The sequence below is a fragment of the Rubrobacter tropicus genome (genome assembly GCF_011492945.1).
GTDB classification, from domain to species: domain Bacteria; phylum Actinomycetota; class Rubrobacteria; order Rubrobacterales; family Rubrobacteraceae; genus Rubrobacter_D; species Rubrobacter_D tropicus.
In genome coordinates, this window is record NZ_CP045120.1 from 65292 (window position 1) to 91818 (window position 26527).

The following is a 26527-nucleotide window of genomic DNA, read 5'->3' on the forward strand; positions in this document are numbered from 1 at the left end:
TCGCACAAGCGTCGCCCGATAAGTGTCGCCAGGAGCGACACCCGAACGCCCGCGGCCCCGCGCAACGCGGGTTCTCACGTCGTAGGCGAAGTCGGGCCGTCGGGTTCACGAAGGAGAGGCACGGTCCGTGGGCGACAACCTCAGGGTGGTTCTCGGGATACTGGGCGCTGCTCGTGCTGGTGATCATCGCGGTCCTCGCGGGCGGCAGGATGGGGGGCATGGGTCAGATGATGGGCGGCGGCATGATGGGCGGCATACTCGGCATGCTGCTCTTCTGGTTCCTCGTCGTGGCCTTGCTCGTCTGGCTTATCGTCTGGTTCGTCCAGCAGGCCCAGCGCTAGGGGGCGTGATCGATTCCGGCCTCTTCGGCCGCCTGTACGACCCCGTCATGGAGCTCCCGGAGAACCTGGGTCTGCGGCGCCTGCGCGAAAAGGCCCTCGACGGCCTGCGCGGACGCGTGCTGGAGCTGGGCATCGGGACCGGCAGGAACCTGCCGCTCTACCCGGAAGCGGTAACCCACCTGGTCGGCGTCGACCCCGACGGGGCCATGCTCGGTCGGGCGCGGGGGCGGGCCCGAGGCGCCCCCTTCGCGGTCGACCTCATACCCGCCGTTGCCGAGGAGTTGCCCTTCGAGGACGCGAGCTTCGACGCGGCGGTGGCGACCCTCGCCTTCTGCACCGTACAGGAACCGCAAAAGGCCCTCTCAGAAGCGCGGCGGGTGCTCAAAGAAGGGGCCGGGCTCCGCCTCTTGGAGCACGTGAAGATGGACAGAAAGCACGTCGCGTGGGCGCAGGAGAAGGCCACGCCGATCTGGAAGCGTCTCGCCGGGGGGTGCCGCCTCGACCGGGACACCCTGGCGGCGGTCCGTGAGGCGGGGTTCGAGGTCGAGCGGGTGGAGCGCCACCTCGACGGGCTCGTGCTCACCGTATTCGCCCGGAACCCAGGATAGGACCGAGACGGTGCAGACGACGGCCCAGACGCGGCACGCGCGATCCCGGGGACCACGGGGACCACGGGCGAACGGGAAAGAGCGATGAAAAGACGCCTGCGAAGACGCTGGCGAGGGATGGCTTCGGGGTGGCGCGCCCGAGCCGGCGAAACGCGCGAGGATCCGCCCGGCGCCCGCCCGCCAAGCGGCGCGAAGACCATCGGGTCTCGAACCGTCGGGCGGGCGCGGCTCGCGGTGGTCCTGGCCGCCGGGGCTATGCTCGGGCTAGCCTACCTCCTCTCGGCGGAGTTTCGCGCGGAGGCGAACCGGGCCGCCGCAATACTGTGGAGGGGGGACGTCTCGGGCTTGAGGGACTACATCCTCTCGTACGGGGCCTGGGCGCCGGTCGTCTCGGCCCTGCTCATGATCCTCCAGGCCCTCGCCGCACCCCTGCCGGCCTTCCTCATAACCTTCGCGAACGGGCTGGCCTTCGGCGCCTTCTGGGGCGGGGTGCTGAGCCTCGCGAGCGCGTCCCTGGCCGCCGCCACAAGCTTCTGGCTCGCGCGGGCCCTCGGGCGCGGACCGGTGGAGGCCCTGGTGGGGAGGACAGGCCTCGAGTCGGCCGACCGCTGGTTCGAGCGCTGGGGGACCTACGCCGTCCTCGCCGCGCGGCTCGTGCCGATCCTGTCCTTCGACGTGATCTCCTTCGCGGCCGGGCTCACCCGCATGCCCTTCTGGGGTTTCTTCGCCGTCACGGTGATCGGGGCGGCCCCCGCGACCTTCGCCTACGCCTACCTGGGAGAAAGGGCGCCGCAGTACGTACAGGCCTTGCTTTTCGCCTTCGGCGTCGTGATCGCCGGGGCGGTGGTGGCCGCCGTCGTCCGGCGCCGGAGGGCGGGCAAGCCCGTGCCCTAGCGCTTCACGATCCGCCCGGGGCCCGAGCCGGAGCACGGGACGCCGCGGGCGACGCGCCGGTAAGTGTCCATATACCCCACGGGGGTAATTCGTGGTACGATGTTCCCATGACCAATACCGGCCTCGTGGGGGAAGACGCGCCCGGCCCGCTCCGGAGGGGGCTTGTGCCCGCCCTTCTGGTGGTCGCGCTGTTCCTCTGCCATGGCGTCTTGGGCGGCCTGCACCAGGTGTGCGGGCTCGCCGCGTCCGAGCAGGCGCACCAAGCCTCCGTCACCGGCGGCGCGGCGGCCCTTCAAGGGCACTCCCAGGGGCACCTTCAGGAGCATTCGCCCGATCACCGTGCCGAGCACCCGGTAGTCCCTTCGGACTACGCGGCCGCGTTGCTCGCGTTCCTCGTTGGGGGGACGATCGCGACGCTCCTGCTTCGCGGTGTCCCGCTTCGGGTAGCGATGTCCTGGTTCGTGGGCATGGGGCGTATCCCGACGCCGCGTCTTCTCCCTCCACCTCGGGGACCCACGGCCCCCCTCTTGCAGGTGTTCCGGCTCTGATCCGCGCCCCGATAGCGCGATCCAGCAGCACACGAACACCGAAACCACAGAGAGGCAGACGGAGATGAGAAAGCACGCTATGGCCGCGCTGTTGGCGGCGATCGGCCTGACGCTGACCTCATGCGCGAGCAGCGCGGGCGGTGGGCAGGGCCGCGACGACCTGCAAGGCAACGACCCTGGCGGATCGGGCGGCGAGCGGTCGCAGCAGGCGGCTCGGGAGACCGACCCCGGCGTGGCGCCTACACAAGACGAGACGCAGGGCGGCGGGATGGCCGGCATGGACCACGGGGGTATGCCTTCGAAGGACATGACGGCGATGTCCCGGGAGATGGTCATGCCGAACGGCGAGTACTCCGACAAGGCGTTCATCGACGCGATGGTCCCGCACCACGAGGGGGCCGTGGAGATGGCAGAGGTCGCCCTCGAGGAGGCCGACCACCCCGAGATAAGGGACGTTGCGGAGGACATCGTCTCCTCGCAGCGCTCCGAGATCAGGATGTTCGGCGAGATCCGGGAGCGCGAGTACGGCTCCGCCGAGTCCACGACGGAGATGAACGAGGAAAACACGCGGGCGATGGGCATGTCCGACCCGCGGGAGCTGGCGAAAGCCAGGCCCTTCGACAAGGCGTTCATCGACGAGATGATCCCGCACCACCAATCCGCCATCGCCATGGCCGAGGTCGCCCGCGAGGAAACCAAAGTCCCCGAAATACGCGGGATCGCCGAAGACATCGTGAGCGCCCAGGAGCGCGAGATAGAGCAGATGGAGGGATGGCGTGAGCAATGGTACCCCAAGGGCTAGACGCCGGACGATTCGGGGGAGGGGCTTGCGGCCCCTCCCCTCCGGTCGCCTTGACCCCTGGTATCGCTCAATATAGGATAGGGGGGTATGGTAAAAAAGGTGAGAGGAGTTGTGCCGGTGGGCGAGCAGATCGGTAGCGTGGTCACCATCCCGGTCACCGGGATGACGTGCGCCTCCTGCGTGCGCCGGGTCGAGAAGGCCCTCTCGAGCAAGGAGGGGGTGGAGAGCGCCAGCGTCAACTTCGCGGCCGAGAAGGCCACGGTCGAGTACGACCCGAAGGCCACGGGCCCCGAGGACCTGGTCGGGACGATAGAGGGCGCGGGGTACGGCGCGGACGTGCGGGAGGCGAGCTTCGGCGTTACGGGGATGACCTGCGCCTCCTGCGTCGGGCGGGTCGAGCGGGCCCTGTGGAAGGTCCCCGGCGTCCTCGACGCGAGCGTGAACCTGGCGAGCGAGAAGGCATCGGTCCGCGACCTCCGGGGCGAGGCGGAGCAACGAGACCTCAAGGAGGCCGTCGAGGGCGCGGGCTACGGCGTGGCTTCGCCCGGCGAGGAGGAGGGCGGCGAGGCTGCCCCCGAAGACGCCCACGAGAGGGGCTACCGGGAGCTCAAGCGGGACTTCGTGGTCGCGACGGCGCTCACGGTCCCGATCCTGATCGGCAGCCTGCCGCACATGCTCGGCCTCTCCATCCCGCTCCCGATGCCGGTCCTGAACTGGACGCTCCTCGCGCTCGCCACGCCGGTGCAGTTCTGGGCCGGGCGCAGGTTCTACAGGGGCGCCTGGGGTGCCTTGAAGCACGGGCAGGCGAACATGAGCACGCTGGTGGCCCTGGGCACGAGCGCCGCCTACCTCTACAGCGCGGCGGCCACCGTGGCGCCCGGCCTCTTCGCCGGGGCGGGCGACAGGGCCGAGGTGTACTTCGACACCTCGGCGCTCATCATCACGCTCATCCTCCTGGGGAGGCTCTTGGAGGCGCGGGCCAGGGGACGCACCAACGAGGCCATAAAGAAGCTCGCTGGACTCCGGGCGAAGACCGCCCGCGTGATTCGTGGGGGAGAGGAGGCCGACGTCCCCGTCGAGGAGGTCGAGGTCGGCGACGTCGTTGTCGTGCGACCGGGGGAGAAGGTCCCGGTCGACGGGCGCGTCGTCTGGGGCACCTCCGCCGTGGACGAGGCCATGATCACGGGCGAGTACATCCCCGTGACCAAGAGGATCGGCGACGGGGTGATCGGCGCGACGATCAACGCGACCGGCTCGTTCCGCATGGAGGCGACGAAGGTCGGCAAGGACACGGCGCTCTCGCAGATCATAAGGATGGTCGAGGAGGCCCAAGGGTCGAAGGCCCCCATCCAGCGCCTGGCCGACCGGGTCAGCGCGGTCTTCGTGCCGGCGGTGATAGTCGCCGCCCTCGCGACGTTCGGCGTCTGGCTCGCCTTCGGCCCCGAGCCGGCGTTCACGTTCGCGCTGCTGAACACGGTTGCCGTGCTCATCATCGCCTGCCCGTGCGCGATGGGCCTCGCGACCCCGACCTCGATCATGGTCGGCACCGGCAAGGGCGCCGAGTCCGGCATCCTCATCAAGGGCGGCGAGGCCCTCGAAGGCGCCCACAAGCTCGACACCATAGTCCTCGACAAGACCGGCACCCTCACCCGCGGCGAGCCGGTTCTCACCGACGTCGCGGTCACGAACGGCGTCCCCGACGAGGATCTCCTGAGGCTCGTCGCCTCCGCCGAGCGCGGCTCGGAGCACCCTCTGGGCGAGGCCATCGTGAAGGGCGCCAGGGGCCGTGGCCTCTCGCTGTCCGACGCCGAGGGGTTCGAGGCCGTGACCGGCGCAGGCGTGCGGGCCCGGGTCGAGGGCCGGGAGGTCCTCGTCGGCAACCGCCGCTTCCTGGAGGCGTCCCTAGCGCAGTCCCTAGCAGAGTCCGCCGTCGGCGAGGACGGGCTCGTCCCGATGGGCGAGGAGCTGGCGCGCGGCGGTAAGACCCCGATGTTCGTCGCCATAGACGGACAGCCCGCCGGCCTCGTCGCCGTCGCCGATACCGTGCGCGAGGAGTCCAGGGAGGCCGTGGACAGGCTGCGCTCCCTGGGTCTCGAAGTGGCCATGCTCACCGGCGACAACCGCCGCACCGCCGAGGCCATCGCCCGCCAGCTCGGCATAGACCGGGCCCTGGCCGAGGTGAGGCCCGGGGACAAGGCCGAAGAGGTCAAGCGCCTCCAGGCCGAGGGCAGACGGGTCGGCATGGTCGGCGACGGCATAAACGATGCGCCGGCGCTCGCCCAGGCCGACGTCGGCGTCGCCATCGGCACCGGCGCCGACGTGGCGATGGAGGCCGCCGACCTCACCCTGATCGGCGGCGACGTGCGCGGGGTGGCGAGGGCGATAAAGCTCTCAAAAGCGACGGTGAGGAACATAAGGCAGAACCTGTTCTGGGCGTTCGCCTACAACGTCGCGCTCATCCCGGTGGCCGCGGGCGTCCTGTACCCGCTCTTCGCCGGCGAAGCGGGCGGCGTGCCCGGGGCCCTGCGCCCCTTCCTCGGCGAATACGGGTTCCTAAACCCCATCCTCGCGGCGGCGGCGATGGCGCTCTCCAGCGTGACGGTGCTTACGAACGCGCTCAGGCTCAGAAGAACAAAGGTTGTCTAGGGAAAGGACACAGGACATGGATCCGGCAGGGACAAACGAGCCGGCCACCGGGACGGCCGGTAGCCCGGTAGGTGGCCCGGTAGGTGGCCCGGTAGGTGGCCCGGTGGGGGCCTCGCACGGCTACATAGAGGCCAAGGACAAGGAGAAACTGAGGCACCGCCTGCGGCGCATCGAGGGTCAGGTGCGCGGGCTGCAGCGGATGGTGGACGAGGAGGCGTACTGCGTGGACGTCCTCACCCAGGTGGCGAGCGTCGTCAGCGCCTTGGAGAAGGTGGGCACGCTCGTCTTGAGGGACCACGTCGAGCACTGCGTCCGCGAGTCGATAGAGAGCGGGAACAGGCAGAAGGCCGACGAGAAGGTCGAGGAGCTGACCGCCGCCGTCGAGCGGTTCTTGAGGGTTTAGGAAAACAACCGCGAAGATCACGGAGAGGAGAAAGACCATGACCGAGAAGACGCTGAACCTAGAGGGCATGAGCTGCGCCCACTGCAAGGCGGCCGTGGAGGAGGAGCTCGGGAAGCTTCCCGGCGTCGAGTACTCGAACGCCGACCCCGGGGCGGGTACGGTGGAGGTGCGCTTCGACGAAGGGAAGGTGACGGACGACGACCTGAAGGGCGCCGTCGAAGAGGCCGGCTACGCGGTGGCGGCGTGACGCGAGGCCTGACGCCGGGCCTCACGCCGAACCCGCGCGGGGCGGACGGTCGCAGGTGGGGGGCGCCGCCCCGGTGAGCGCCCTCGCGCAGTACGCGTTGCTCCTGGGCCTGGCGGTCGGGACGGTCGGCCTGGCCCTGAGCCTGGGCGCCATAGCGAGGGCGATCGGCCGCACCCGCGAGGAGGAGGCCAAGGACGTGCCGGCGACGGCCGGCGAGCTCTCCTCCGAGCCGGTGTGGGTCCGCTACCACGTCCGCTACTACGGGTACGCCCTGCTGTTCTTGGCCTTCGACATGGAGATGGCCTACATGTACCCGTGGGCTGTCGTCTACAAGGAGCTGGGTCTCGTCGCCCTCCTGGACATGGGGGTCTTCCTGGCGATCCTTTTTTTGGGGCTCCTCTACGGCTGGAGCCAGGGGGCGCTGAGGCGGCAGTGAGCGCCCCGGCGAACGCCCCGCTCCGCGGCGCGCGCGAAGGCGAGGCCTCCCTCTTTCGCCGCCTGGTCGCGCGGGCGCTCGCGCGGGAGCTGCACGCGTTCGTCGTGCCTGGCGCCGAGGTCGCCCGCGCCCGGGGGATCGACCTCGAGGCGGCCGGTCTGCGTCTCGCGGACACGCCGCGCCACGCGAGCGTGCTGGTGCTCGTGGGAGGGCTGCCCGAGGCGCTCAAGGACGCCGCGGCGGTCGCCTACGCCCAGATGCCGCGGCCGCGGGCCGTGCTGGCCGTGGGGCCTGGGGACGTATCGCCGCTGCCCGGACCCGACGTCTCCGTGCCGCCAGGGCAGGAGTCCTTGACGCGGGGAGTGGCGGAGTTGCGGCGGTCGTTCGCGGGGGGCGCCTTCGCCCCGGAGGTGGCCGAATTCGACGTCGAAGCACTGCGGACGCAAACCGAGTACGTCTGCCCGATGCACCCGGAAGTGGTGAGCGAGGAGCCCGGCTCCTGCCCCAGGTGCGGCATGGACCTCGTGCCGCGGGAGTCCGCCGGAGGGATGGACCGCGGTGGGGACCAGGGTCAGGACCAGGGTCAGGACCAGGGTCGGGGCCACGGTCAAACAGACAACCCCGGGCACGATCACGCCGGGCACGCGGGCATGGACAACGACCACGGGGTACACGACCAGGCGAGCCAGGAGCGCTCCGGGCAAGGCGGCCGCGACGGTGCCGGCCGCGACGCCACGGACCACGACCCCGAGGGTCACCCGGGCCGCGGCGAGGAGGAACTGGAGGCCGACGAGGAGGACGCGACGGGCTACGGGTGCCCGATGCACCCCGAGGTGGTGGGCGGCGGGCCCGGCTCGTGCCGCGTCTGCGGGATGGACCTGGTGCCGCGGGAGGACGCCGCGGCGGCGGATGGGGCAGCGCACGGCCCCGCCCACGGCCCCGCCCACGGCCTCGCCCACGGCCTCGCGGAGGCGCGGCACGGCTCACGAGGCGGCGATGGGGACGAAGCCCACGGCGACGCGGACCACGGCGAAGGTTCCGGGGGTCACGAGCACCACGGAGAAGCCGAGCAGGACGGGCACATGGACCATGGCGACGGCACGGGGTTCATGTCCATGGTCGAGATGACCAGGGACCTGCCGCGCGGCAGCGACGGCCTGCCCATGGAGCGGATAGAGGTGCCGTTCGGCCCGCTGTTTCCGGGGCTGCCCGGGGGCTTGAGGCTCTCCCTCACCCTCGACGGCGACGCGGTGGCGGAGGCTTCGGCTGCCGGCGTGGAAGGGCGGCCCTTCGAGGGGCCGGCCGAGCCGGTGGGGGGCTTCGCCGACCGCCTCTCGGGGCTCGACCCGCTCTCCCCGGTCGCGTACCGGGTGCTCGCCCTGCGGGCGGTCGAGGAGGCGGCCGGAATCCCCATCGACGAAGAGACGGCGCTCGGGCGGGCGGGCGCCCTGGAGCGCGAGCGCGCCGCTAGCCACCTGAACTGGCTCATGGGCTTCGCCCACCTGCTCGGCCACGCGCGCCTCGAGGCCCGCGCAGCCCGCCTGCAGCTCGCCCTCCTTCGCGCGCAGGACGCCGCGGAGGTCGCGCGCTTGCGCGACGAGGTGGGCAAGCTGGCGCGGGGCGTCGAGAGGACGCCGCTCCTCCGGCGCAAGCTGCGGGGCGTCGGGCCGCTGCCCACGGCTTGCGCCACGGACGCCACGGCCTTCGGGCCGGTCGCGCGGGCCGGCGGCCGGACGACCGACCTGCGCGCGCAGGAGGCCGTCTACCCCGACCTGCTGGGATTCGAGCCGGCCCTGCGGGACGGGGACGACGCCCTCTCCCGGCTGCTGCTGCGCGTCGAGGAGACGAGGCGCAGCCTGGACCTCGTTCGGCGGGCGAACGCGGTCTCGCTTTTGCCCTTCCGACCCGGCGGCGCCTATCCGGACGGTACGGGTTCGGCGACGGTCGAGACCCCGCGCGGGGCGGCGACGCTCAGGGTGTGGCTGGAAGAAGGGGCCGTGAGCCGCTTCGAGCTTGACACCCCGTCGTCGGCGCACATTGAGCTGGCCAAGCCGGTCGCGGAGGGCGAGGAGCTGGCCGACGCCCTCGTCGGCGTCGCCTCGCTCGACCTCTCACCCTGGGGGCCACCCCCGTGGGTACCCCCGGGGGCGGTGCGATGACGACCCTGCTGATGGTCCTTGTGCTCCTCGCCGGTGCCTACCTCGTCGCCGTGCTCGAGGGCTGGGTCTCCACGGGCAGGCTCCGTCCGGCGGGGCCGATCCTCTCGGCGGTGGCGCTGCTCGGGCGCGAGTCGCTCTTGCCGCGCAAACCCGACCGCATCTTTTTCGAGGTCGCGCCGCCGCTCTTGCTGGTCTCGGCGGTGCTCGCCTTCGCCGTTCTGCCTCTCTCCCCGGGTCTGATCGCGGCCGACCTCGCCACGGGAGCGCTGTTCGTCAACGCGGCGCTCGCCTTCGTGATGGTCGCGCTGCTCATGGCCGGCTGGGGACCCGACGGGGCCTACGCGATGGTGGGGGGCTTCCGCTTTCTGGGCCAGCTCGTCGCCTACTCGATGCTCATCGTCATGCCCATAACGGCGGTCGCCATGCGCGCGGAGTCGCTCGTGACCACCGCGGTCGTCGAGTCGCAGGCCGCCCTGCCGAACGCCGTCTACCAACCCTTCGGCCTGGCCGCGTTCCTCGTGGCGGCGATGGCCGTCTGCTTCCTGCCGCCCTTCGACCTGCCCACGGCCCCCGGCGAGCTCGCCGGCGGGGTGATGGCCGAGTACACGGGGTGGCGCCTGGCCGTGATGCGGCTGGCGAGGGCCGCGCTGGTCTTCACCGTCGCGGCCTCGGTCACGGTCTTCTACCTGGGCGGCTGGCTCGGGCCGGTGCTGCCGCCGTGGGCGTGGAACGCGATCAAGACCTTGTTGGTGGCGGCGGCGATGCTCCTCGCCGGGCGGTTCGTCCCGCGGTTGCGAGAAGAGCACCTGCTGGCGTGGTGCTGGAAGATCGGCATCCCGCTCGCCCTCTTCAACATCTTCTACGTCGGCGTCCTCCTGCTGGTGGTCGGGTGATGGCCCAGGCGCTCTTCACCGGGTTCTTCGGGCTCGCGGCGATCTGGTTCGGCGTGGTGGTCTTCCGCACCTCCTCGATGGTGCGCTCGGCGCTCGCGCTCCTGTTCTCGATGGCGGCCATAGGGGGGATGTTCCTGGCGATGGAGGCCGAGTTCCTCGGGGTATTGCAGATCATGATGATGGCCACCGAGATGGCGATCATGGCGATCTTCATGGTCATGTACATGATGGACCCGGGGGGCCTTGGGGAGATGGACATGACCCACCAGAGAGGCGCCTCGCTGGTGGCGGGCGTGCTGGGCACCGTGGCGGCGGTCGGAGTCGCGCTCCTGGCCGACTGGGGGCGGGCGGACGAGGCGGCGGCCCCGGTCGAACAGACGCGCCTGCTGGGGCTCGAGATCATGGAGCGCTCCATGCTCATCTTCGAGACCGCGGGCGTCACGATCCTCACCGCCATGGTCGCGGCCACCGCCATCGCGGTCGCCGGACGGGAGGGGAGGGGCCAATGACGACGCTCGCCGTCGCGCTCGTCGTCGGGGCCGTCCTCTTCGGGATCGGGCTCTACGGCGCCCTCTCGCAGACGAACCTGGTGATGATCATGATGGGCGTCGAGCTTATGCTGGGTGCCGCGATGGTCAACCTCGTCGCCTTCTGGCGCTTTCTCCACCCCGAGGTCTACGCCGGGCAGATGTTCGTCCTGATCGTGATGACGGTCATGGCGCTGGAGATGGCCGTCGGCTTCGGCGTCGCCACCGGCCGCTTCCGCGCCAGGGGATCGGTCGAGATGGAAGAGGCGCAGGAGCTCAAGGGATGACCTTCGTGGCCCTCGCGATCCTCGGCCCGCTCTTCGGCGCCACGGCGATCCTCGCCGTCCGGCGCGGTGCTGCGACCCTCGCCCTGCTCGGCTGCGCCGCGGGGCTCGTCGGCGCCTCCGTCGCGCTCGTCCGCGCGGCGGGCGGGGCCCAGCTCTCGGCGACGCTGCCGGGGCTGCCGGGTCTTCCCCTGCGGCTGGTGGCGGAGCCCCTGACCGCGGTACTCTCGGGGGTCGTCGCGGTGGTGGGCCTCCTGGTGGTGGTGTACGCGGTCGGCTACACGGAAGGGGAGGCCGACAAGATACGGTTCTTCGCCGGGATGTCCTTCTTCGTCGCTGCCATGCAGGCGCTCGTCCTGGCGGGGGACTGGGTGCTCTTGCTGGCGGCGTGGGAGCTCATCGGCCTCAGCAGCTACCTCCTGATCGGGTTCCACCTCGAACGGCCGGCCGCCGCCTCGGGGGCCACGCGCGCCTTCCTTTACACCCGCTCGGCCGACCTCGCGCTCTACGCGGGGATCTTCGTCCTCATCGCCGCCTCCGGCACCAGCGAGATCTCCGAGACCCTGCGCGTAGGGGGGCCGGCGGCCCTCCTCGCGGGCCTCCTCCTGCTCGTCGCCGCGGCCGGCAAGTCCGCCCAGACGCCTCTGCAGGGCTGGCTCCAGGACGCGATGGCGGGACCCACGCCGGTCTCGGCGCTGCTGCACTCGGCCACCCTCGTCGCCGCGGGGGCGATCCTGCTGATCCGGGCCTACCCGTTGCTGCCCCAGGAGGCGCTCCTGGTCGCGGGGCTCCTGGGCGGCGTCACGGCGGTCGTCACCGGCGTCATCGCCGTCGCCCAGGGGGAGCCCCACGGGGAGCCCCACGGGGAGCCCCAGAGGGAGCCAGAAGGTGAGCCCCACGGGGAGCCCGTGGGCGACCTCAAGCGCCTGCTCGCCTCCTCCACCTCGAGCCAGTACGGCCTGATGCTCCTGGCCGTGGGGGCGGGCGCCCCGGCCGCGGCCGCCGCCCACCTGGTCACCCACGCGGCGATGAAGAGCTCGCTCTTCCTCGGCGCCGGCGTCTTCCAGCACGCGCGGGGAACGACGGGGTTCTCCGGCCTCCAGGGCGTCGGGCGCGAGCACCGACGGGTCTTCCTCGGGTTCGCGGTCGCGGGGCTCGCGCTAGCGGGGATCCCGCCGCTCGCCGGGTTCTTCTCGAAAGAAGCTATCGTGGCGGCCTCGTTCGAATCCCCCCACGCCCCCCTCTTCGCCCCGCTCGCCCTGGCCGGCACGCTGCTCACCGGGGCCTACGTCGCGCGGGCCTTGCGGCTCCTGTGGAGGGGCGAGACGGGAGGGGCGCCAGAGGGCGGGCCGGAGGGCGGGCCGGTCGCGGGGGCGGCGTGGATGGGCGCGGGGCTGGCGGCCCTTGCGGCGCTCGCGGCCACCTTGGGCGTCGCCATCGGACCGCTCGGCGGCCTGCTCGGGGCCGACCTCCCGGGGTTCGGCGTCTCCGCGCTTCTCGGATTGGGCTCGTTGGCCGGCCTCGCGGCGGCGGTGGCCGGGCTCCTGGCCGGATGGCTCCTCCCGGCGGGGCGAATGCTCGGTCCGCTCTTCGCGCCAGCGCGGAGCGGCTTCAGGGTCGCCGGCGGCTTCGACGGGCTCGTGGCCCGGCCGGCGCTCGCGCTCGCTCGCGCCTGCTCCCGCCTCGACGGCGTCGTCCACGCGGCCGTGCGCGCCGTGGGACGCGGCGGGCTGGCCGTCGCCTATTGGACGAAGCTCGCGGACGAGCGGGGCATAGACGGCCTCATAGGGGCGCTGGTGCGGGGCACCCGCAACCTCGGCGCCCACGCCCGCGGGCTGCAGAGCGGCCTCGTCCACAGGGAGCTGCTGCTCGCCGCCGCCGGCGGCGCCCTGGCCTTCGTGGTGCTGGTAATCGGTTTGTAGAGGAGCAAGATCGCATGTTTCCCGTAGTCTCGCTAACCGTCTTTCTCCCGCTCGGGGGCGCCGCGCTCCTCGTCGCCCTGCGCGGCGCCACCCCCAGGGTCGCGCACGCGGTAGGGATAGCCGCGTCGGGGCTCGCCCTGATCGGGGCGGCGTGGATGTGGGGGCGGGGGGTCCCTTCGGGGGGCGGGGGTTTCTCGCAGGTCGAGGAGGTCGGGTGGATCCCCTCCATCGGCGCCGCCTACCGCGTCGGCGTGGACGGCATAAGCCTGCCGCTCGTCCTGATGACCGCGATCCTCTTCTTCGTCTCCCTAGTCTTCTCGGTGCGCGTCGCGGAGCGGGCGCGCTCCTACGTGGCGCTCTTTCTCTTGCTGGAGACCGCCTCCATCGGCACCTTCGTGGCGCTCGACGCGATCCTGTTCTACGTCTTCTTCGAGGTCACACTCGTCGGGATGTACTTCGTCATCGCCGGCTGGGGCTACGAAGAGCGCCAGAGGGCGGCGCTCACGTTCTTCCTGTACACGCTGCTGGGGAGCCTGCCGCTCCTGCTCGCGATCCTGGCGCTCTACCTGGGGTCGGACCCGCGCACCTTCGACATGCGCGCCTACATAGACTCCCCGCCGCTGTCGGGTCTTGCGGCGATGCTCGCTCTCGTCGCGATGCTCGTCACCTTCTCCGTCAAGATGCCCGTCTTCCCGGTGCACACCTGGCTGCCGCTCGCGCACACCGAGGCGCCCACGGCGGGCAGCGTGATCCTGGCCGGAGTCCTCCTAAAACTCGGCACCTACGGCCTGGTGCGCTTCGCCCTCCAGATGACCCCGGACGCCTTCCGCGCCGCCGCCCCCTACGTGGCGGCCCTCGCCGTCTTCTCGGCGCTCTACGGGGCGTTCGTCGCCCTGGCGCAGACCGACCTCAAGCGCCTCGTGGCCTACACGAGCGTGAACCACATGGGCTACGTCGCGCTCGGCGTGGCCGTCGCCGCGGCGTCGACGGACCCGGGGGTGCGGGCGCTGGCCCTGGACGGGGCGGTGCTGCAGATGGTCAGCCACGGGTTCGTGACCGGCGCCCTGTTCCTGCTGGTCGGGATGCTCCAGGAGCGGGCGCACACCCGCGAGGTGGGCCGGTTCGGCGGGCTTCTGCGGGTGGTGCCGGGCCTGGGGTGGGCGTTCGTCCTGGCGGCCTTCGCCTCGCTCGGGCTGCCGGGCCTCGCGCACTTCCCGGCGGAGTTCCAGATCTTCCTCGGCACCTTCTACGTCTACCCCGCGGCCGTGGTCGTCATCCTCGGCATAGCGATCACCGCGGGCCTGTACCTGCGGGCCATCCAACTCTCCTTCCTCGGCGAGCCGTCGGAGGCCTGGGGCGGGATGAAGGACCTCGGGGCCAGGGAGTGGTTGGCGGCCGCCCCCCTCCTCTTCCTGACCGTGCTGATAGGGGTCGCGCCCTTCGTGGTCCTCGAAGTCGTGCACGCGACCACGAGGGCGTTGCTGCCGTGATCTCCCTAGGTCTCGCCCTGCTGCAGGGCATGGGAGACGGGATGCAGGGGATGGGGGGCGGCGGTGGCGCGGAGGAGATGCGGACGGGCCGCGACCTCGCGCTCCTGGCGCCGGAGATCGCCGTGCTCCTCACCGCCGTCGGCGCCCTCGTCTTCGAGATGCTGCGCCTGCCGAAGGTGCCACTGCCCTTCACCGTGATCGGGCTCCTCGTGGCCACCGGCCTCACCGTCCCGCTGCTGGGCACGGAGACCACGGCGTTCATGGACACCTTCCGCGTGGACCCCTTGAGCATCTGGGCAAAGCTAACCCTCCTGCCGGCCACGGCTCTCTGCGCGGTTCTCGCGTACCCGGAGATAAAGGGCACCGACCGCGAGGGCACGGTCTACGCCCTGCTCTCCTTCACGGCCATAGGCGCGCTCGCGCTCGCCGGGGCGGGGGACGCGATGTTCCTCGTCCTCGGCGTGCTGCTCTCCAGTTTGGGCTCCTTCGCCCTCGTCGCCTACCCCAGGGACGACCGGGCCACCGAGGCGGCGATGAAGTACCTGGTCTTCGGGTCGGTCACGGGCGCGGTCATGATCTTCGGCCTCACCTACTGGTACGGGGCGACGGGCTCGACCTTGATCTCGGAGCTGGGCCGGCTCGAGGGCAACGCCCTCCCGGCGGCGGCCGGCCTGGTGGCCCTGCTCGTCGGCCTCGGCTACAAGGCCGCGGTGGCGCCGTTCCACTTCTGGGCGCCCGACGCCTACGACGGCGCGCCCGTCTCGGTGGCGGCGTTCCTTTCCGTCGTGCCGAAGGTCGGCGCGATCTTCGCGCTCGCGCAGGTCGCGCGCGACCTGCCCACCGGCGGAGCTTTCGGCTGGCCCCTGGTCATCGCCGCCCTGGCCGTGGTCTCGATGACCTACGGGAACCTCGCGGCGCTCGTGCAGGAGAACGTGGTCAGGCTGCTCGCCTACTCATCCATCGCGCAGTCCGGCTACTTCCTGCTCGGCATCGTCGCGGTGGGCGAAAGCGAGCTCGCGGTACCCTCGCTCGCCGTCTTCGCCGCCGCCTACGCCGCCATGAACCTCGGGGCGTTCGCCGTCGTCGCCCGCGCGGGGCGGGACCTCAGGGACTTCGCGGGCCTCGGCCGGGCCGCGCCGGCGGCCGGTGCGGCGATGGTGGTCTTCCTCATCTCGCTCGTCGGCGTGCCCCCGCTCGGTGGGTTCGTGGGCAAGTTCTTGCTCTTCGGGGCCGCCATGAACGCCGACTTCGCGTGGCTCGCCGTGGTGGCGATCCTCAACAGCGTCCTCTCCCTCGGGGTCTACCTCAGGATCGTCGTCCCCATGTACGGGCCGCCCAAGGGGGCGCGGTCCGCGGGGAGACCCTCGCGGGGACCGGCGCGGTCGGTCGCGGCGGTCTGGGCGGTGGCCTTGGGGGCAACCGTCGGCCTGGGGCTTGCGGCGCAGTTGCTTCTGGGTCGAATCTCGTGAGGGCCAAGGGCAGCGGAGCCTATAGAATACGGACAAAAGGATGAACGGGGAGCCCTCGTGCGGGGCCGGATGGGGCCGCACCCTGGACGACGACAGGAGACGATGAGAAGGCTGCCGCTACTGCTCGTGCTGCTCGCCGGCGCCCTCGCGTTCGCGCCCGTGGGCTGCGGGGGAGGCGAGGCGCGGGGGCCCGGCGGTCCGGAGGACGCCAAGAAGTTCCCCGCCGGTCCCGAGAGCGCGGGGAGGCAGATCTCGGTCTCGGGCGGTTCCTACACCCGCGTGACGGCGTCCGAGTTCGAGCCCCTGACCCGGGAAGAGGGCGTCGCGGTCGTCAACACCCACGTGCCGTTCCAGGGGAAGCTGCCCCGCACCGACCTGTCGATCCCGTACGACGAGGTAGGGCAGAGCCTGGACGAGCTTCCGGAGGATAAGGACGCCAAGATCGCGCTCTACTGCCTCGGCGGCCCGATGAGCGCCGCCGCCGCCGAGACGCTGGTGGGGCTCGGGTACACCAACGTCTGGGATCTTGGGGGCGGCATGGAGGCCTGGCAGGACGCCGGCTACCGGCTCGAAGGGCGTTGAGAAGGCGCCGTTCCCGGGACACGTCCCCCTTCCCCGAAGCCGAGAGGGGCGTAACGGAATCGGCCCGAGGCCAGGCTCCGACGACCGCCCCGTGGCCTCCATCGCGGGGGCACGGACGACCAGGGTGCGGCAAGCCGGGCAGGGGCCAAGCAACAAGGCGCGGTTGCGGCTGGCGAGGGTCGACAACAACATCCCGACCCCCCCCGACGGCCGGATCGCTTCCTCCCGGCCGCGGAGGCCCGTCGCCTACGGGCCCCGCGGCCGGGAAAACGCGGCGGGCACCGGTGGGCGAGCACCGGCGGTTCTGATAGGGAAGAGCCGCGCCACCGGTTCACGTATCGTTCACCCGTTCTTCACGGCTTCTTCACACCGCTGGTCTATCCTCTCGTGCTGGACCGTACAGAGAAATGGTGCGGTTCATACAGAAGCAAACCTCGAGAGGGAGTGTTCGTAGCGTGAATATGGACGAGATGGGGACCATGATCCCCTGGTGGTTGACGGCGGTCTCCTGGTTTTTCGTGGGCCTGGCGCTCCTGTGCGCGGCCCTAATCCTCTACGACGTCTACGGGCGCGGCTACCGGCAGCGCGTGCGCGTCATGGAGGTGGTGTGGCCTATAACCGCCCTCTACCTCGGGCCGCTCGGCCTCCTGCTCTACTACCGCTTGGGCCGCCCGCGCAGCGAGAGGTGGCAAAAAGAGCACGGCTCCGCCCCCGAGAAGAGCCTCCCCGCGGCGGCCGCCACCGGCGGGACCCCCGGCGGCGCCGCATCGGCCATAGGCCACGTCATAGGCGTGCCGCTGGTCGTCTTCTCTGGCCTGAGCATCGCCGGCGAGCCCCTCTGGATGATGATCCTGCTGATCGCCGTTATCGCCACCGTCCTCCTGTTCTTCTTCGAGTACCTCTTCTCTACCGTGCCGGCGCGCGGGCTGACCGCGAGCAAAGGAATCGGGGTGGCCCTGCTGATAGCCCTTGTGACGGTGCTGGCCTTCGACGTGGGCATGGGCGGCTGGATGCTCGTCATGCACTTCCTGCTCTTCATGCCCCCTTTAACCGACGTGACCTTTTTGTTCCTCATGCAGATAGGTCTGATTCTGGGGTTCTTAACCGGCTACCCGGCGGTGCTGTGGCTCGTCCGGCGGGGCGTCAAGGCAACCGTCTGAGCGCGCGGAGCCGGGGCCCCCGGCAGTAGCCGGCACCGCCGTCGTCATAGGCCGCCTTCGAGCCTTGCGATAACCGCCGTCCACCGGGTGCATCGTGGAGCCTCGGGTCTGCCTTACCGATCGCCCCGGTATCTCGGGCTTCCGGTCGGTCGCGGGCAGGGGGACGAGGGCGAAGTGGACGGCAAGCGCTACCCCATTGGCAGCCCCCGCCTCTTCGCCGAGAGAGGGACAGCCGGGGCGGGACGGACGGGGCGCCCGAAGCGGCCGCCGACCGCCCGCCCTCAGCCGTTTCGGGCCTCCCAGCTCTCGCCGCCGTCATCGCTGCGGTACACGAGCGCCTCCGCTCCGTCGAGCACGCCCCGTAGACGACCCGCTTGCCATCGGGGGCCACCGCCACGGTAGAGACGCCCCCGGGCAGCCCTTCGTCCGCCGGCCGCCAGCTCTCGCCGCCGTCCTCGGAGCGGTAGAAACCGGGGTGGCCGCCGGCGTACATCTTCTTCGGGTCGGTCGGGTCGATGGCCCAACCCATCGGGTCCGCACCCTCGAGGTCGGGCACCTGCTCCCACGTCTTCCCGCCGTCTTCGCTTATGGCCGCGCCCTCGTGCCCGCCGACCATCACGCGGTCGGGGTTCTTGGGGTCGAACGGAGCAGCGAATTCGCCGGCCCGTAAGCCACAAATACTTATTCGCCCTTGTAACATTGGGCCGTCGAGCGGGCCGCCGGCAGCCCTTTTTGGGGTACGGATAGTAATCGAACCGAAACGGCGGACCTTCTTTTTTCTTAGCAATCTACGCGATGCGGGGTTCGCTCCGGAGCTTCGAGCCGCCTGAGGTACTTCTTGACCGTGTTGTAGGAGAGCCCGGTCTCCCTGCTCATCCGGCCCTGAGAGAACTCCCGCTCTTTCATTCCCGCTAGGACCGGCGCCCACCGCTCGAACCCGTCCGGCCTCCCGAGCACCTTCCCGTTCTTTCTCGCGCGCTCCAGCCCCGCCTTCGTCCTGTCGGAGATCCTTATGGCCTCCTGCTGGGCGTAGTAGCTGGTCACACCGAGGACGATGTGCGCGATCAGCTCGTTGTCGGTGTCGAGGAAGGGCTCCGTGTAGGACTTGAAGGCCACCCCGCAGGCGTCCAGGCGCTCCAGGTAGGCTATGGTCTTCCTTATCCCCTCGCGGCTGAAGCGGTCCAGCGCCCAGAACAGCAGCACGTCGAACCGGTTACGGGCGGCGTCGGCGAACATCCTGTCGAAGTCCTTGCGCTCGCGCCGGCCCCTCGTGCCCGACTCCCTATCGACGTACTCGGCGACCAGCTCGCGGCCCTCCCAGCCCTCGCAGAACCCCCGGAGTTGGAGGAGCTGGTTGTCGGTCTCCTGGGAGCCGTCGTCCTTGGAGACCCTCAGGTAGATCGCCACCCTGACCGGCTTGGGGCTCACGCCCCCTTCTCCCGGAGCAGCCCTTCGACCTCCAGGAGTAGGACGGGCACCTCCGTGTTGACCGTATCCCACACCAGCTCGTCGTCGAGAAGGTCGTAGCCGTGTATCAGGCGGTTACGGAACGCGACGATCTGGCGGTGCTCGCTTATGCGGGAGGCGGTGGCGGGGTCGAGCCCGGCCACGCGCCCGATCGCTTCCCCTATGATCTCCAGGTTCCGCTCGATGGCCTGCCGAAAGAGCCGGTCGCCCCGGTAGTCCGAGAGGGTCCTGCCTTCGGCCGCCGAGATCACGAAGGCGGCGCAGTCCTGGACGTCTTCCAGGGCCCCCAGGACCCGCTCCTCAGGGCCCATACAGCGGCACCCGGCTCCCCTCGACGTTGGCCGCGAAGCGGCGGCTCTTTCGGAGGGCTCCCTCCATCACCAGGTCCACCCCGCGCCCGAAGAGCGCCTCCAGGTCCTCCTCGAGGCCGAAGTACCTGCGGAACAGGTCCGGGGGGTCGCGCCTCTCGAAGGAGACCACGAAGTCCAGGTCGCTTTCTTCCGGGTCGAACCCTCCGCCCTCGGCCTCCGCCGCGGAGCCGAACAGGTCCAGCCGCCGTACGCCGTGGCGCCTGCAAAGGTCGGCGACCTCCGCCCTCTTGTCTTCGACGACCGCGATCATGCTCCCACCCTAGCACAAAACGGACGTTTTCTGACACCGATCCTGCCGGGAAACGAAATCCCATTAAAGAGCGGGATTCGGGGTCCCCTCTCGGCGCCCCTTTTTTGACGGGGACGCCCGAGGGTCCGGCCGTTGACAGTGCCCCGGGGCGGGATTACACTGAGCGATAACTCAACGAGTACGCACTCAACGAATTCATCGGAAGGGTGGCCGTCGGGTGAGCGAAGCCGAGCGAGGGACCGATGTGCCCGGGGTGACCCGGCCGCTCACGTCGCGCCAGCGGCAGGCGGCGGCGCGGCGCGAGGAGATCTTGAAGACGGCGCTCGGGCTGTTCGCCGCGCAGGGCTTCGACGCCACCTCCACCAAGCAGATAGCCAGGGAGGTAGGTATCGCCGAAGGCCTGGTCTTCCACTACTTCCCGACCAAGGCCGGCTTGCTCGCCGCCGTCCTCGAGGCCAGGCTCGAGGGCGGAAGGGCCTTCAGAAGCGTGCTGCGCCCCCTGCTGGAGGAGGCTTCGGATCGACCCGCCGCAGAGGTGCTGGGCGCGGTAGCTTCGGGTTGGCTCGCGACGCTGCGGCGGGACGAGGAGATAGTGGTCGTCCTGTTTACGACGGCCCAGACGAACCCCGAGGTGTGGGAGGCGTGGCAGGGCCTCATCCGGGAGGGCACGGAACTGCTCACCGGCTACCTCGCCGCCCGCGTGGAGGCCGGCGAGCTCAGGGAGGATCTGCCGCTCGAGACCGCGGCGACGATGTTCGTCTCGTCGCTGATGGTCTTCTTCCTCACCCGCCGGCACCTGCCCGAGCCCCAGTGGCGCGAGCAGGGCGAGGCCCACGCCCGGGAGCTGGTCTCCGTCTGGCTCGACGGGGCGCGCGCATGAGCGCCCCCAAAAGACGGACCCCGTCCGCGAACCTGCCCCCACGCCCGTTCCCTTTTTGGCCGTTTTGTTGAGCGCCCACTCACTCAGGAGACTTGCATGAACGCGAACGACGATCGGAAGCGCGGCGTCCGGGGGCCGCGGGTGGTCGCTCTGGCCGGGGCGACCCCGGACCCCTCGAAAATCGGGGCGAAGGCGGCCAACCTGGCGCGGCTCTCCGCCGCGGGCTTTCCGGTGCCGCCCGGGCTCGTCGTGACGCCGGACGCGGAGGAGCGTTGGGAGGAAGCCCGTTTGCGGTTGACCGACCTCGCGGCCGGGCTGGGCGCGGGGCGTTTCGCGGTCCGTTCCTCCGGCACGGCCGAGGACCTGGAAGGCGCCTCCTTCGCCGGCCAGTACGAGACGCTCCTTAGCGTCCCCCTGGATGAGCTCCCCGAGGCGGTGAGGAAGGTCTTCGGGTCGGCCGACGCCCCGAGGGTGGCCGCCTACAGGGAGGTCCGCGGCGGGGCTTCGGCCGGGGTCGGGCGCCCGCGCATGGCGGTCCTCGTTCAGGTCATGGTCGATGCCGACTCCGCCGGCGTGGCCTTCACGGCGGACCCCGTGACCGGCGAGCGCGCCGAGGTCGTGGTCACGGCCGTGCGGGGCCTGGGCGAGGGGCTCGTCTCTGGCGAGGCGGCGGGCGACGAGTGGGCGGTCCGCGACGGGGAAGCGGTCCGCCGCCGGTCCTCAGAGGACGCCATCTCCGCCGAGCAAGCGACCAGGGTCGCGGGGCTCGCGCGGCGCGTGGAGGAACATTTCGGTTCTCCGCAGGACATAGAGTGGGCGATCTCCGGAGACGATCTCTACCTCCTCCAGGCGCGCCCCATGACGGCGCTTCCGGAGGCGGCGAGCTGGAAGCCGCCCGTGCCGGGGTACTGGATGCGCAACTTCAGGCTCGGGGAGTGGCTCCCGGAGGCGATGACCCCGCTCTTCGCCGACTGGCTGCTCGGGCTGATAGAGGGCGGCTACCTGGGCGGCATGCGCGCCACGGTGGGCGCTATCCTTCCATTCCCGCACGCCGCGATAAACGGCTGGTACTACGCCGCCCTGCCCGAGCCGTCTTCGCGCCTCCTGGCCCGAGCCGTGCTCCAAAGCCGCGGACTCGTGCTGCCGGTCATGTTCAACGCCCTCGTCAGGGTCAACTTCGACCCCGTGGGCGCGGACCGCGCGGTCCTCGGCAGGCTCGCGGAGGAATGGCGCACCGAGGTTCTCCCGCGCTACCGGCACCTCGTCGAGGACGCCGGAGGCCGGGCGGGGAGCGCCACCCCCGAGCAGCTCACCGGGATCGTGGAAGAGGTCGGCGCCGCGGCCGGCGGCTACCTATGGTCCTTGGCGATAGCCGGTGGGTCTGCGTGGAAGATGGAGGGGCGCCTGGCGCGCTTCTTCCGGCGGTATCTTTCCGGCCGCGTGGCGGGCAGCCCGCAGGCGCTGGTGCGCGGGCTGCCGGGGACGGAGGCGGGGACGCCGCCCCACGCCGTCCAGAGCGCCGACTGGTACCGTCCGACCCTCGGCGAGCTCGGCTTTGCCGGTGGGGACGATTCTGGCGGCACCGGCCGGCGGGAGGGGATCGCGAGGGAGCGGGAGGCGCTGGAGCGGGCTTGCAGGGAGGCGTTGGCTGGCCGCCCCAGGCTGCTGCGCAGGTTCGCCGCGCTGCTGGAGGTGGCCCAACGCTACGCGGTCCTGCGCGAGCGACAGGCGCGCGACTTCACCCTGGGCTGGCCCGTCCTGCGTCGCTGTGCCCTTTGGATCGGCGAGGACCTCGTCTCGAGGGGCGTCATCGACTCCGCCGAGGACGCCTTCTTCCTCGTCCGAGCCGAGCTCGACGGCCGGGAAGACCTCCGCGAGGAGGTCGCTGTGCGCAGGCACAGGTGGGAACGGCAGCGCCGCCTGGCGGCCCCTCTCGCCCTGGGCGAGCAGCCTAAGGCCATGAGGACGCTGGTGGACGGCCTGGCCCAGGCCGCGCGCACCGGACCGGTCCCTCCGGACGCGATCCTCGCGGGCGAGCCCGCGAGCCCCGGACGGGCCGCAGGGCGGGTTCGGGTGGTGGAGGGCCCCGCCGACTTCGACCGTTTCGAGGAAGGGGAGGTGCTCGTCGCCCGCATCACCGCGCCGGCGTGGACCCCGCTCTTCGGGCGGGCAGCGGCCGTGGTCACCGACGGCGGCACCCTCGCCGCCCACGCCTCCCTCGTCGCGCGCGAGTACGGTATCCCGGCGGTCGTGGGCACCGGAGAGGCCACCCGAAGGTTGCGCGACGGGATGCTCGTGATGGTGGACGGCGGGGCGGGGACCGTCGTGTCGCCGTGAAGAAGGTCCCACTCCCGGCCGCCCGCCCGGTGTGGAGGGCGTCGTAGGCATGCCCTTCGAGGCGCTGGTCGCCGTCCACGTGCTCGCCGGCCTCGCGTGCGTGGTCGCGGGGTCCGCCTCCGCGCTTGCACAGAAGCGCCGGGGCCTCCACAGCGCCGCCGGGCGCGTCTACCTCGCCGCCTACGCCGTCGTCTTCGCCACCGCGACCATCATGTCGCTCGCCCATTGGGAGCGAGACGCACACCTCTTCTTCGTCGGCGCGACGGGTTTCGCGCTGGCCGCCTTGGGCCTCGCTGCGCGACGCCGGCGCGGTCGGCTCTCGACCCCGGTCCACATCGTGGCGATGGGAGGGTCCTACGTGGCATTGCTCACGGCGTTCTACGTGGACAACGGCCCGCGCCTTCCGCTGTGGCGGCTCCTGCCGCCCGAGAGCTTCTGGATACTTCCGAGCGCCGTCGGCGTCCCGCTCATCTTGCGCGCGCTGACCCGGCATCGCGGCGGACGCGCGCGCCGCGTCCCCTCGGGTTCTCGCGGCGCGCGATCTTCGCCCGCCGGCCCGACCGCCCGATCCGCCCCTCCTCCCCGGCGGGACGGACGCCAATGAAGCCGCCATCGGGGGCAAGGCACGCCCTCGCCCGACCACAAGCTCATCGCGAAAGCGCGCCTGGGCAGCGCCGCCGCGCGGCGCCGAACAAGCGTTGTAGCTAAATAACTAGAAATATAGTTGCAATAACCGGGCACGCGGGTATACTGGTCCCATGGACACCGACAAAGCCGCCAACGCGATGGACGCCCTTGGGGCGCCCGTGAGGCTCGGGATCTACCGGATGCTCGTGCGGGCGGGCGCGGACGGGATGACCATAGGCCGCATCCAGCAGAGGACCGGCATCCCCCGATCCACGCTGTCCCACCACCTGCACCGCCTGATCGGCGCCGGGCTGGTCTCCTCGGAGAAGGTCGGCACCAGCCTCGTCTGCCGCGCCGACTACCGCGCCATGGACGACCTCGTGGCCTTCCTCTCCGACGAGTGCTGCGTCGAGGAAAGCGGCCGAAGCGACGCCGTCGCCTGATCGGGACCGAGGAGGACCCGGGAGTATTTTTTGCCCGCTAATAACTAATAAACTAGTTATATAGTCTAAATCTAAGGACGAGGAAGGCTTCGGAGATGTACTCGGCGGAACTGCAGGAGAAGAGCATGAAGGACTTCGCCCGCGCGAGGCGCACAGCATCCACCCGACGGCTGCTCGGGCGGCTCGCGGCGCGGTTGCGGGGTGTCGCGTTGTGCTGCGCGTCGCCGGCGTGCTTCGAGGCGGCGAGGGAGGGGTCGGGAGCGCTGCCTCGTGGACGCGAGCGTGTCGAAACCGTCGAGGTGGCGAGGATCAGGGGCACCGTCGGCCGGTGCCGGGACTTCGACCGCGACTTCCTGCCGCTCTCCTCGGCGCTGGCCAAGAGGTGGGTGAGCGTGGACCGGGCGTTCCACGAGGGGAGGACCCTCCCGCCCGTGGAGCTCTACGAGTTGGGGGGAGACTACTTCGTCGTGGACGGCAACCACCGCGTGTCGGTCGCCCGCGTCCACGGCGCCGCCGCGGTGGACGCGGTGGTGAAGAGGTACGCGAAGGCGCACGCCGCGGCTTGCGGCTGCTAGCCGGTTCGCGGCGCGGACCAACGAGGGATCGTACGGGGAGGAGAGATGGAAGGCTTGATCGCAGATTCGGTACACGAGGCGGCGAGGATCGGCGGGTTCGTGGGCTCCTCCGCGCTCAAGATCCTGCCGGTGTTCCTGCTCAGCGTCTCGCTCGGGGTGCTGGTCCGGGCGCTCAAGCTCGACGGCGCGATCCGGAGGGCCTTCGACGCCAGGGTGGGCGTCGCCATAGTGCTCGCCACCGCGGTCGGGGCATTTAGTCCGTTCTGCTCGTGCACGGTGGTGCCGCTCGTGGCCGGGCTGCTCGTGGCGGGCGTGCCGCTGGCGCCGGTGATGGCCTTCTGGGTCGCGTCGCCCACGATGGACCCGGAGGTCTTCGCGCTCTCGGTCGGCATGATCGGGTGGCCCCTGGCCGTCGCGCGCCTCCTCGCCACGCTCTTTCTCAGCCTCGGGGCGGGCTACCTGACCCTCGCGCTCGCCCGCGGCGGGATCTTGCGCGGCAAGGTGCTGCGCCGGGGCGCGGCCGAGAAGTACGAGGAGGACGACGCGACCGACAGCGGGGGGTGCTGCGAGTCGCCCGCCCCCCGCGAGGCGGTCCTCGTGAGCGTGGCTAGGAAGCCCGCCGGCGGCGCGGAAGCGGCAACCGACGAACACCGCGCGTGGGGGGCGGAGCCGGGTGAGGAGGCGTGCGGGACCCGCGGCTGCGGGGACGACCCGAACGTCGGGAAATCGTCGGGATGGTGGGGGCAGATCGTCGGGAGCCTCCGCGGGCTCGACCGCCCCCGCTTCGCGAAGGAGGTGCTCGCGCAGAGCTGGCCCCTGGGCCGGTGGCTGCTCCTGGCCTTCGCCATCGAGGCGCTCATCCTCTTCTACGTCCCCCAGCAGACCATAGCCGGGGTCCTTGGGGGCGAGAGCGCCTTCGCCGTGCCGATCGCGGCCCTCGTGGGCCTGCCCCTCTACCTCAACGAGTTCGGGGCGCTGCCGATCGTCGCCGGCCTCCTGGACAGCGGCATGAGCCCGGGCGCGGCCATCGCCTTCCTCGTGGCCGGCCCGGTCACCACCATCCCGGCGATGGCCGCCGTGTGGGGCATCGTCAGGCCGCGCGTGTTCGCCCTCTACGTCGGCGTGGGACTGGGCGGGGCGGTGCTCATGGGCCTAATCACGGACCTCCTCCTCTGAGCGTCGCACTCCCGTCGCGTCTGGGGCGTCCCGCGCGGGGCGAACCGGCGCGCCGTTGACACGCCCGGCCCCTCGGTGTACCGTAAATCAAACAATCTTGATGCGAAGGAGGCGCCTACCATGGCCGAGGGCACACCCCACGGAATGAGGGAGAAGGTCAAGGAGAAGTACGCCGAGTTGGCCGTGGCCTCGCAGGGGGACGCGGAGGCGTCCTGCTGCGGGTCTTCGTGCGGGTGCGGCGGCGACTCGGGAGTAGCCTCGGAGGCGGATACGGCGGTACGGGTCTCCGACCTGTCGGGCGGGAGCTACTCCGAGGATGAAAGGAGCGGGCTGCCCGAGGGGGCGGTCGGGGCGTCGCTGGGGTGCGGCAATCCCACGGCGCTTGCGACGCTCTCTCCGGGGGAGGTCGTTCTCGACCTCGGCAGCGGCGGCGGCATAGACGTGCTGCTGTCGGCCAAGAGGGTGTCCCCGGGCGGCAGGGCCTACGGGCTGGACATGACCGACGAAATGCTCGAGCTGGCGAACGAGAACAGGGAGAAGTCCGGGGTCGAGAACGCCGAGTTCTTGAAGGGCCACATAGAGGACGTGCCGCTGCCGGACGGACACGTGGACGTGGTGATAAGCAACTGCGTCATAAACCTCTCCGACGACAAGCCGGCCGTGATCCGGGAAGCCTTCAGGGTCTTAAAGCCCGGGGGACGCTTCGCCGTCTCCGACGTGGTCTTCCTCGGCGACAAGGCGGAGCTACCCGCCGACGTGCTGGAGACGGTGGGGCTGTGGACGGGCTGCGTTGCCGGGGCGCTTGCCAAGGACGAGTACGAGGGGTTGCTCTCGGAGGCGGGCTTCGGGGACGTCTCCGTTGAGGTCACGAGCACCTACGACCCGGAGGCCGTAGACGGCCTGGACACGGAGGAGAAGCGCGAGGCCCTGCGGAGGGTCCCGGCAGCCAGCGCCTTCGTGAGGGCCACCAAGCTCGAGGGGATCTAGCCG

At 71.0% G+C, this 26527-nt stretch carries 28 protein-coding genes; 24 read left to right on the plus strand and 4 right to left on the minus strand.

The features are described from left to right. The first annotated feature begins 173 nt into the window (after positions 1–173). The 3 genes from GBA63_RS22335 to GBA63_RS22345 all read left to right on the plus strand — a co-directional run bounded on the left by GBA63_RS22335 (position 174) and on the right by GBA63_RS22345 (position 1843). Complete coding sequence (locus GBA63_RS22335) at positions 174–341, plus strand: hypothetical protein (RefSeq protein WP_166180649.1); 168 nt, start codon at positions 174–176, stop codon at positions 339–341. Between the two features lie 5 nt (positions 342–346). Further along, positions 347–949, plus strand: coding sequence for a class I SAM-dependent methyltransferase (locus tag GBA63_RS22340; protein WP_228282707.1), 603 nt, complete (start codon positions 347–349; stop codon positions 947–949). A 117-nt stretch (positions 950–1066) separates the two neighbouring features. Continuing rightward, the gene (locus GBA63_RS22345; RefSeq protein WP_166180651.1) at positions 1067–1843 is read left to right on the plus strand and encodes a TVP38/TMEM64 family protein; all 777 of its coding nucleotides are present in this window, start codon (positions 1067–1069) and stop codon (positions 1841–1843) included. Here GBA63_RS22345 and GBA63_RS22350 read toward each other — a convergent pair. Then, a complete protein-coding gene (locus tag GBA63_RS22350; RefSeq protein ID WP_166180653.1) occupies positions 1840–2193 on the minus strand; it encodes a hypothetical protein in 354 nt (117 codons plus the stop codon). The genes GBA63_RS22345 and GBA63_RS22350 overlap by 4 nt on opposite strands. Before the next feature lie 262 nt (positions 2194–2455). Here GBA63_RS22350 and GBA63_RS22355 point away from each other — a divergent pair, with 262 nt between their 5' ends. From GBA63_RS22355 to GBA63_RS22425, 14 genes are all read left to right on the plus strand, one after another. Next, positions 2456–3193 carry a DUF305 domain-containing protein gene (locus tag GBA63_RS22355; protein ID WP_166180655.1) on the plus strand — a complete coding sequence of 246 codons (738 nt, stop codon included), beginning with the start codon at positions 2456–2458 and terminating at the stop codon, positions 3191–3193. A gap of 87 nt (positions 3194–3280) precedes the next feature. Next, positions 3281–5839 carry a heavy metal translocating P-type ATPase gene (locus GBA63_RS22360; RefSeq protein ID WP_166180657.1) on the plus strand — a complete coding sequence of 853 codons (2559 nt, stop codon included), beginning with the start codon at positions 3281–3283 and terminating at the stop codon, positions 5837–5839. A 103-nt stretch (positions 5840–5942) separates the two neighbouring features. After that, positions 5943–6242, plus strand: coding sequence for a metal-sensitive transcriptional regulator (locus GBA63_RS22365; RefSeq protein WP_228282708.1), 300 nt, complete (start codon positions 5943–5945; stop codon positions 6240–6242). A gap of 37 nt (positions 6243–6279) precedes the next feature. Then, on the plus strand, positions 6280–6489 hold the full coding sequence (locus tag GBA63_RS22370) for a heavy-metal-associated domain-containing protein (RefSeq protein WP_166180661.1): 210 nt from the start codon (positions 6280–6282) through the stop codon (positions 6487–6489). 73 nt (positions 6490–6562) lie between these two features. After that, positions 6563–6925: an NADH-quinone oxidoreductase subunit A gene (locus GBA63_RS22375; RefSeq protein ID WP_166180917.1), complete on the plus strand. Its 363-nt coding sequence runs from the start codon at positions 6563–6565 to the stop codon at positions 6923–6925. Beyond that, positions 6922–9084 carry a heavy metal-binding domain-containing protein gene (locus tag GBA63_RS23855; RefSeq protein ID WP_228282710.1) on the plus strand — a complete coding sequence of 721 codons (2163 nt, stop codon included), beginning with the start codon at positions 6922–6924 and terminating at the stop codon, positions 9082–9084. The genes GBA63_RS22375 and GBA63_RS23855 overlap by 4 nt, the downstream gene beginning before the upstream one ends. Then, the gene (locus tag GBA63_RS22390; RefSeq protein WP_166180663.1) at positions 9081–9977 is read left to right on the plus strand and encodes a complex I subunit 1/NuoH family protein; all 897 of its coding nucleotides are present in this window, start codon (positions 9081–9083) and stop codon (positions 9975–9977) included. The genes GBA63_RS23855 and GBA63_RS22390 overlap by 4 nt, the downstream gene beginning before the upstream one ends. Beyond that, on the plus strand, positions 9977–10486 hold the full coding sequence (locus tag GBA63_RS22395) for an NADH-quinone oxidoreductase subunit J family protein (RefSeq protein ID WP_323127054.1): 510 nt from the start codon (positions 9977–9979) through the stop codon (positions 10484–10486). The genes GBA63_RS22390 and GBA63_RS22395 overlap by 1 nt, the downstream gene beginning before the upstream one ends. After that, positions 10483–10791, plus strand: a complete 309-nt coding sequence (nuoK, locus tag GBA63_RS22400) for an NADH-quinone oxidoreductase subunit NuoK (protein WP_166180667.1) — start codon at positions 10483–10485, stop codon at positions 10789–10791. Before GBA63_RS22395 ends, nuoK begins: the two co-directional genes overlap by 4 nt. Continuing rightward, complete coding sequence (locus GBA63_RS22405; protein ID WP_166180669.1) at positions 10788–12710, plus strand: NADH-quinone oxidoreductase subunit 5 family protein; 1923 nt, start codon at positions 10788–10790, stop codon at positions 12708–12710. Before nuoK ends, GBA63_RS22405 begins: the two co-directional genes overlap by 4 nt. A gap of 14 nt (positions 12711–12724) precedes the next feature. Then, entirely contained in the window at positions 12725–14200 is a 1476-nt protein-coding gene (locus GBA63_RS22410; RefSeq protein WP_166180671.1) for a complex I subunit 4 family protein, read from the plus strand. A 77-nt stretch (positions 14201–14277) separates the two neighbouring features. After that, positions 14278–15669, plus strand: a complete 1392-nt coding sequence (locus tag GBA63_RS22415) for an NADH-quinone oxidoreductase subunit N (RefSeq protein WP_166180921.1) — start codon at positions 14278–14280, stop codon at positions 15667–15669. 102 nt (positions 15670–15771) lie between these two features. Further along, positions 15772–16251 (plus strand): rhodanese-like domain-containing protein, encoded by a 480-nt coding sequence (locus tag GBA63_RS22420; RefSeq protein WP_166180673.1) that lies wholly within the window; start codon positions 15772–15774, stop codon positions 16249–16251. 461 nt (positions 16252–16712) lie between these two features. After that, the gene (locus tag GBA63_RS22425; RefSeq protein ID WP_228282712.1) at positions 16713–17411 is read left to right on the plus strand and encodes a DUF4396 domain-containing protein; all 699 of its coding nucleotides are present in this window, start codon (positions 16713–16715) and stop codon (positions 17409–17411) included. A gap of 780 nt (positions 17412–18191) precedes the next feature. Here the strand turns inward: GBA63_RS22425 and GBA63_RS22430 are convergent. From GBA63_RS22430 to GBA63_RS22440, 3 genes are read right to left on the minus strand one after another with little or no spacing between them, the layout of a single operon-like run. Beyond that, entirely contained in the window at positions 18192–18839 is a 648-nt protein-coding gene (locus GBA63_RS22430; RefSeq protein WP_166180675.1) for a recombinase family protein, read from the minus strand. Continuing rightward, complete coding sequence (locus GBA63_RS22435; RefSeq protein WP_166180677.1) at positions 18836–19189, minus strand: HepT-like ribonuclease domain-containing protein; 354 nt, start codon at positions 19187–19189, stop codon at positions 18836–18838. The genes GBA63_RS22430 and GBA63_RS22435 overlap by 4 nt, the downstream gene beginning before the upstream one ends. Next, positions 19179–19499, minus strand: a complete 321-nt coding sequence (locus GBA63_RS22440; RefSeq protein WP_166180679.1) for a nucleotidyltransferase family protein — start codon at positions 19497–19499, stop codon at positions 19179–19181. The genes GBA63_RS22435 and GBA63_RS22440 overlap by 11 nt, the downstream gene beginning before the upstream one ends. Before the next feature lie 217 nt (positions 19500–19716). Here GBA63_RS22440 and GBA63_RS22445 point away from each other — a divergent pair, with 217 nt between their 5' ends. The 7 genes from GBA63_RS22445 to arsM all read left to right on the plus strand — a co-directional run bounded on the left by GBA63_RS22445 (position 19717) and on the right by arsM (position 26524). Then, the gene (locus tag GBA63_RS22445; protein WP_166180681.1) at positions 19717–20379 is read left to right on the plus strand and encodes a TetR/AcrR family transcriptional regulator; all 663 of its coding nucleotides are present in this window, start codon (positions 19717–19719) and stop codon (positions 20377–20379) included. 96 nt (positions 20380–20475) lie between these two features. After that, complete coding sequence (locus GBA63_RS22450) at positions 20476–22716, plus strand: PEP/pyruvate-binding domain-containing protein (protein ID WP_166180683.1); 2241 nt, start codon at positions 20476–20478, stop codon at positions 22714–22716. 49 nt (positions 22717–22765) lie between these two features. Next, on the plus strand, positions 22766–23320 hold the full coding sequence (locus GBA63_RS22455) for a hypothetical protein (RefSeq protein ID WP_207957273.1): 555 nt from the start codon (positions 22766–22768) through the stop codon (positions 23318–23320). A gap of 154 nt (positions 23321–23474) precedes the next feature. Next, entirely contained in the window at positions 23475–23786 is a 312-nt protein-coding gene (locus GBA63_RS22460; protein WP_166180685.1) for an ArsR/SmtB family transcription factor, read from the plus strand. Between the two features lie 95 nt (positions 23787–23881). Continuing rightward, positions 23882–24361, plus strand: a complete 480-nt coding sequence (locus GBA63_RS22465) for a hypothetical protein (protein WP_166180687.1) — start codon at positions 23882–23884, stop codon at positions 24359–24361. 54 nt (positions 24362–24415) lie between these two features. Continuing rightward, a complete protein-coding gene (locus GBA63_RS22470; protein WP_166180689.1) occupies positions 24416–25537 on the plus strand; it encodes a permease in 1122 nt (373 codons plus the stop codon). 120 nt (positions 25538–25657) lie between these two features. Further along, positions 25658–26524, plus strand: a complete 867-nt coding sequence (arsM, locus tag GBA63_RS22475) for an arsenite methyltransferase (protein ID WP_207957274.1) — start codon at positions 25658–25660, stop codon at positions 26522–26524. Positions 26525–26527 lie beyond the last annotated feature (3 nt).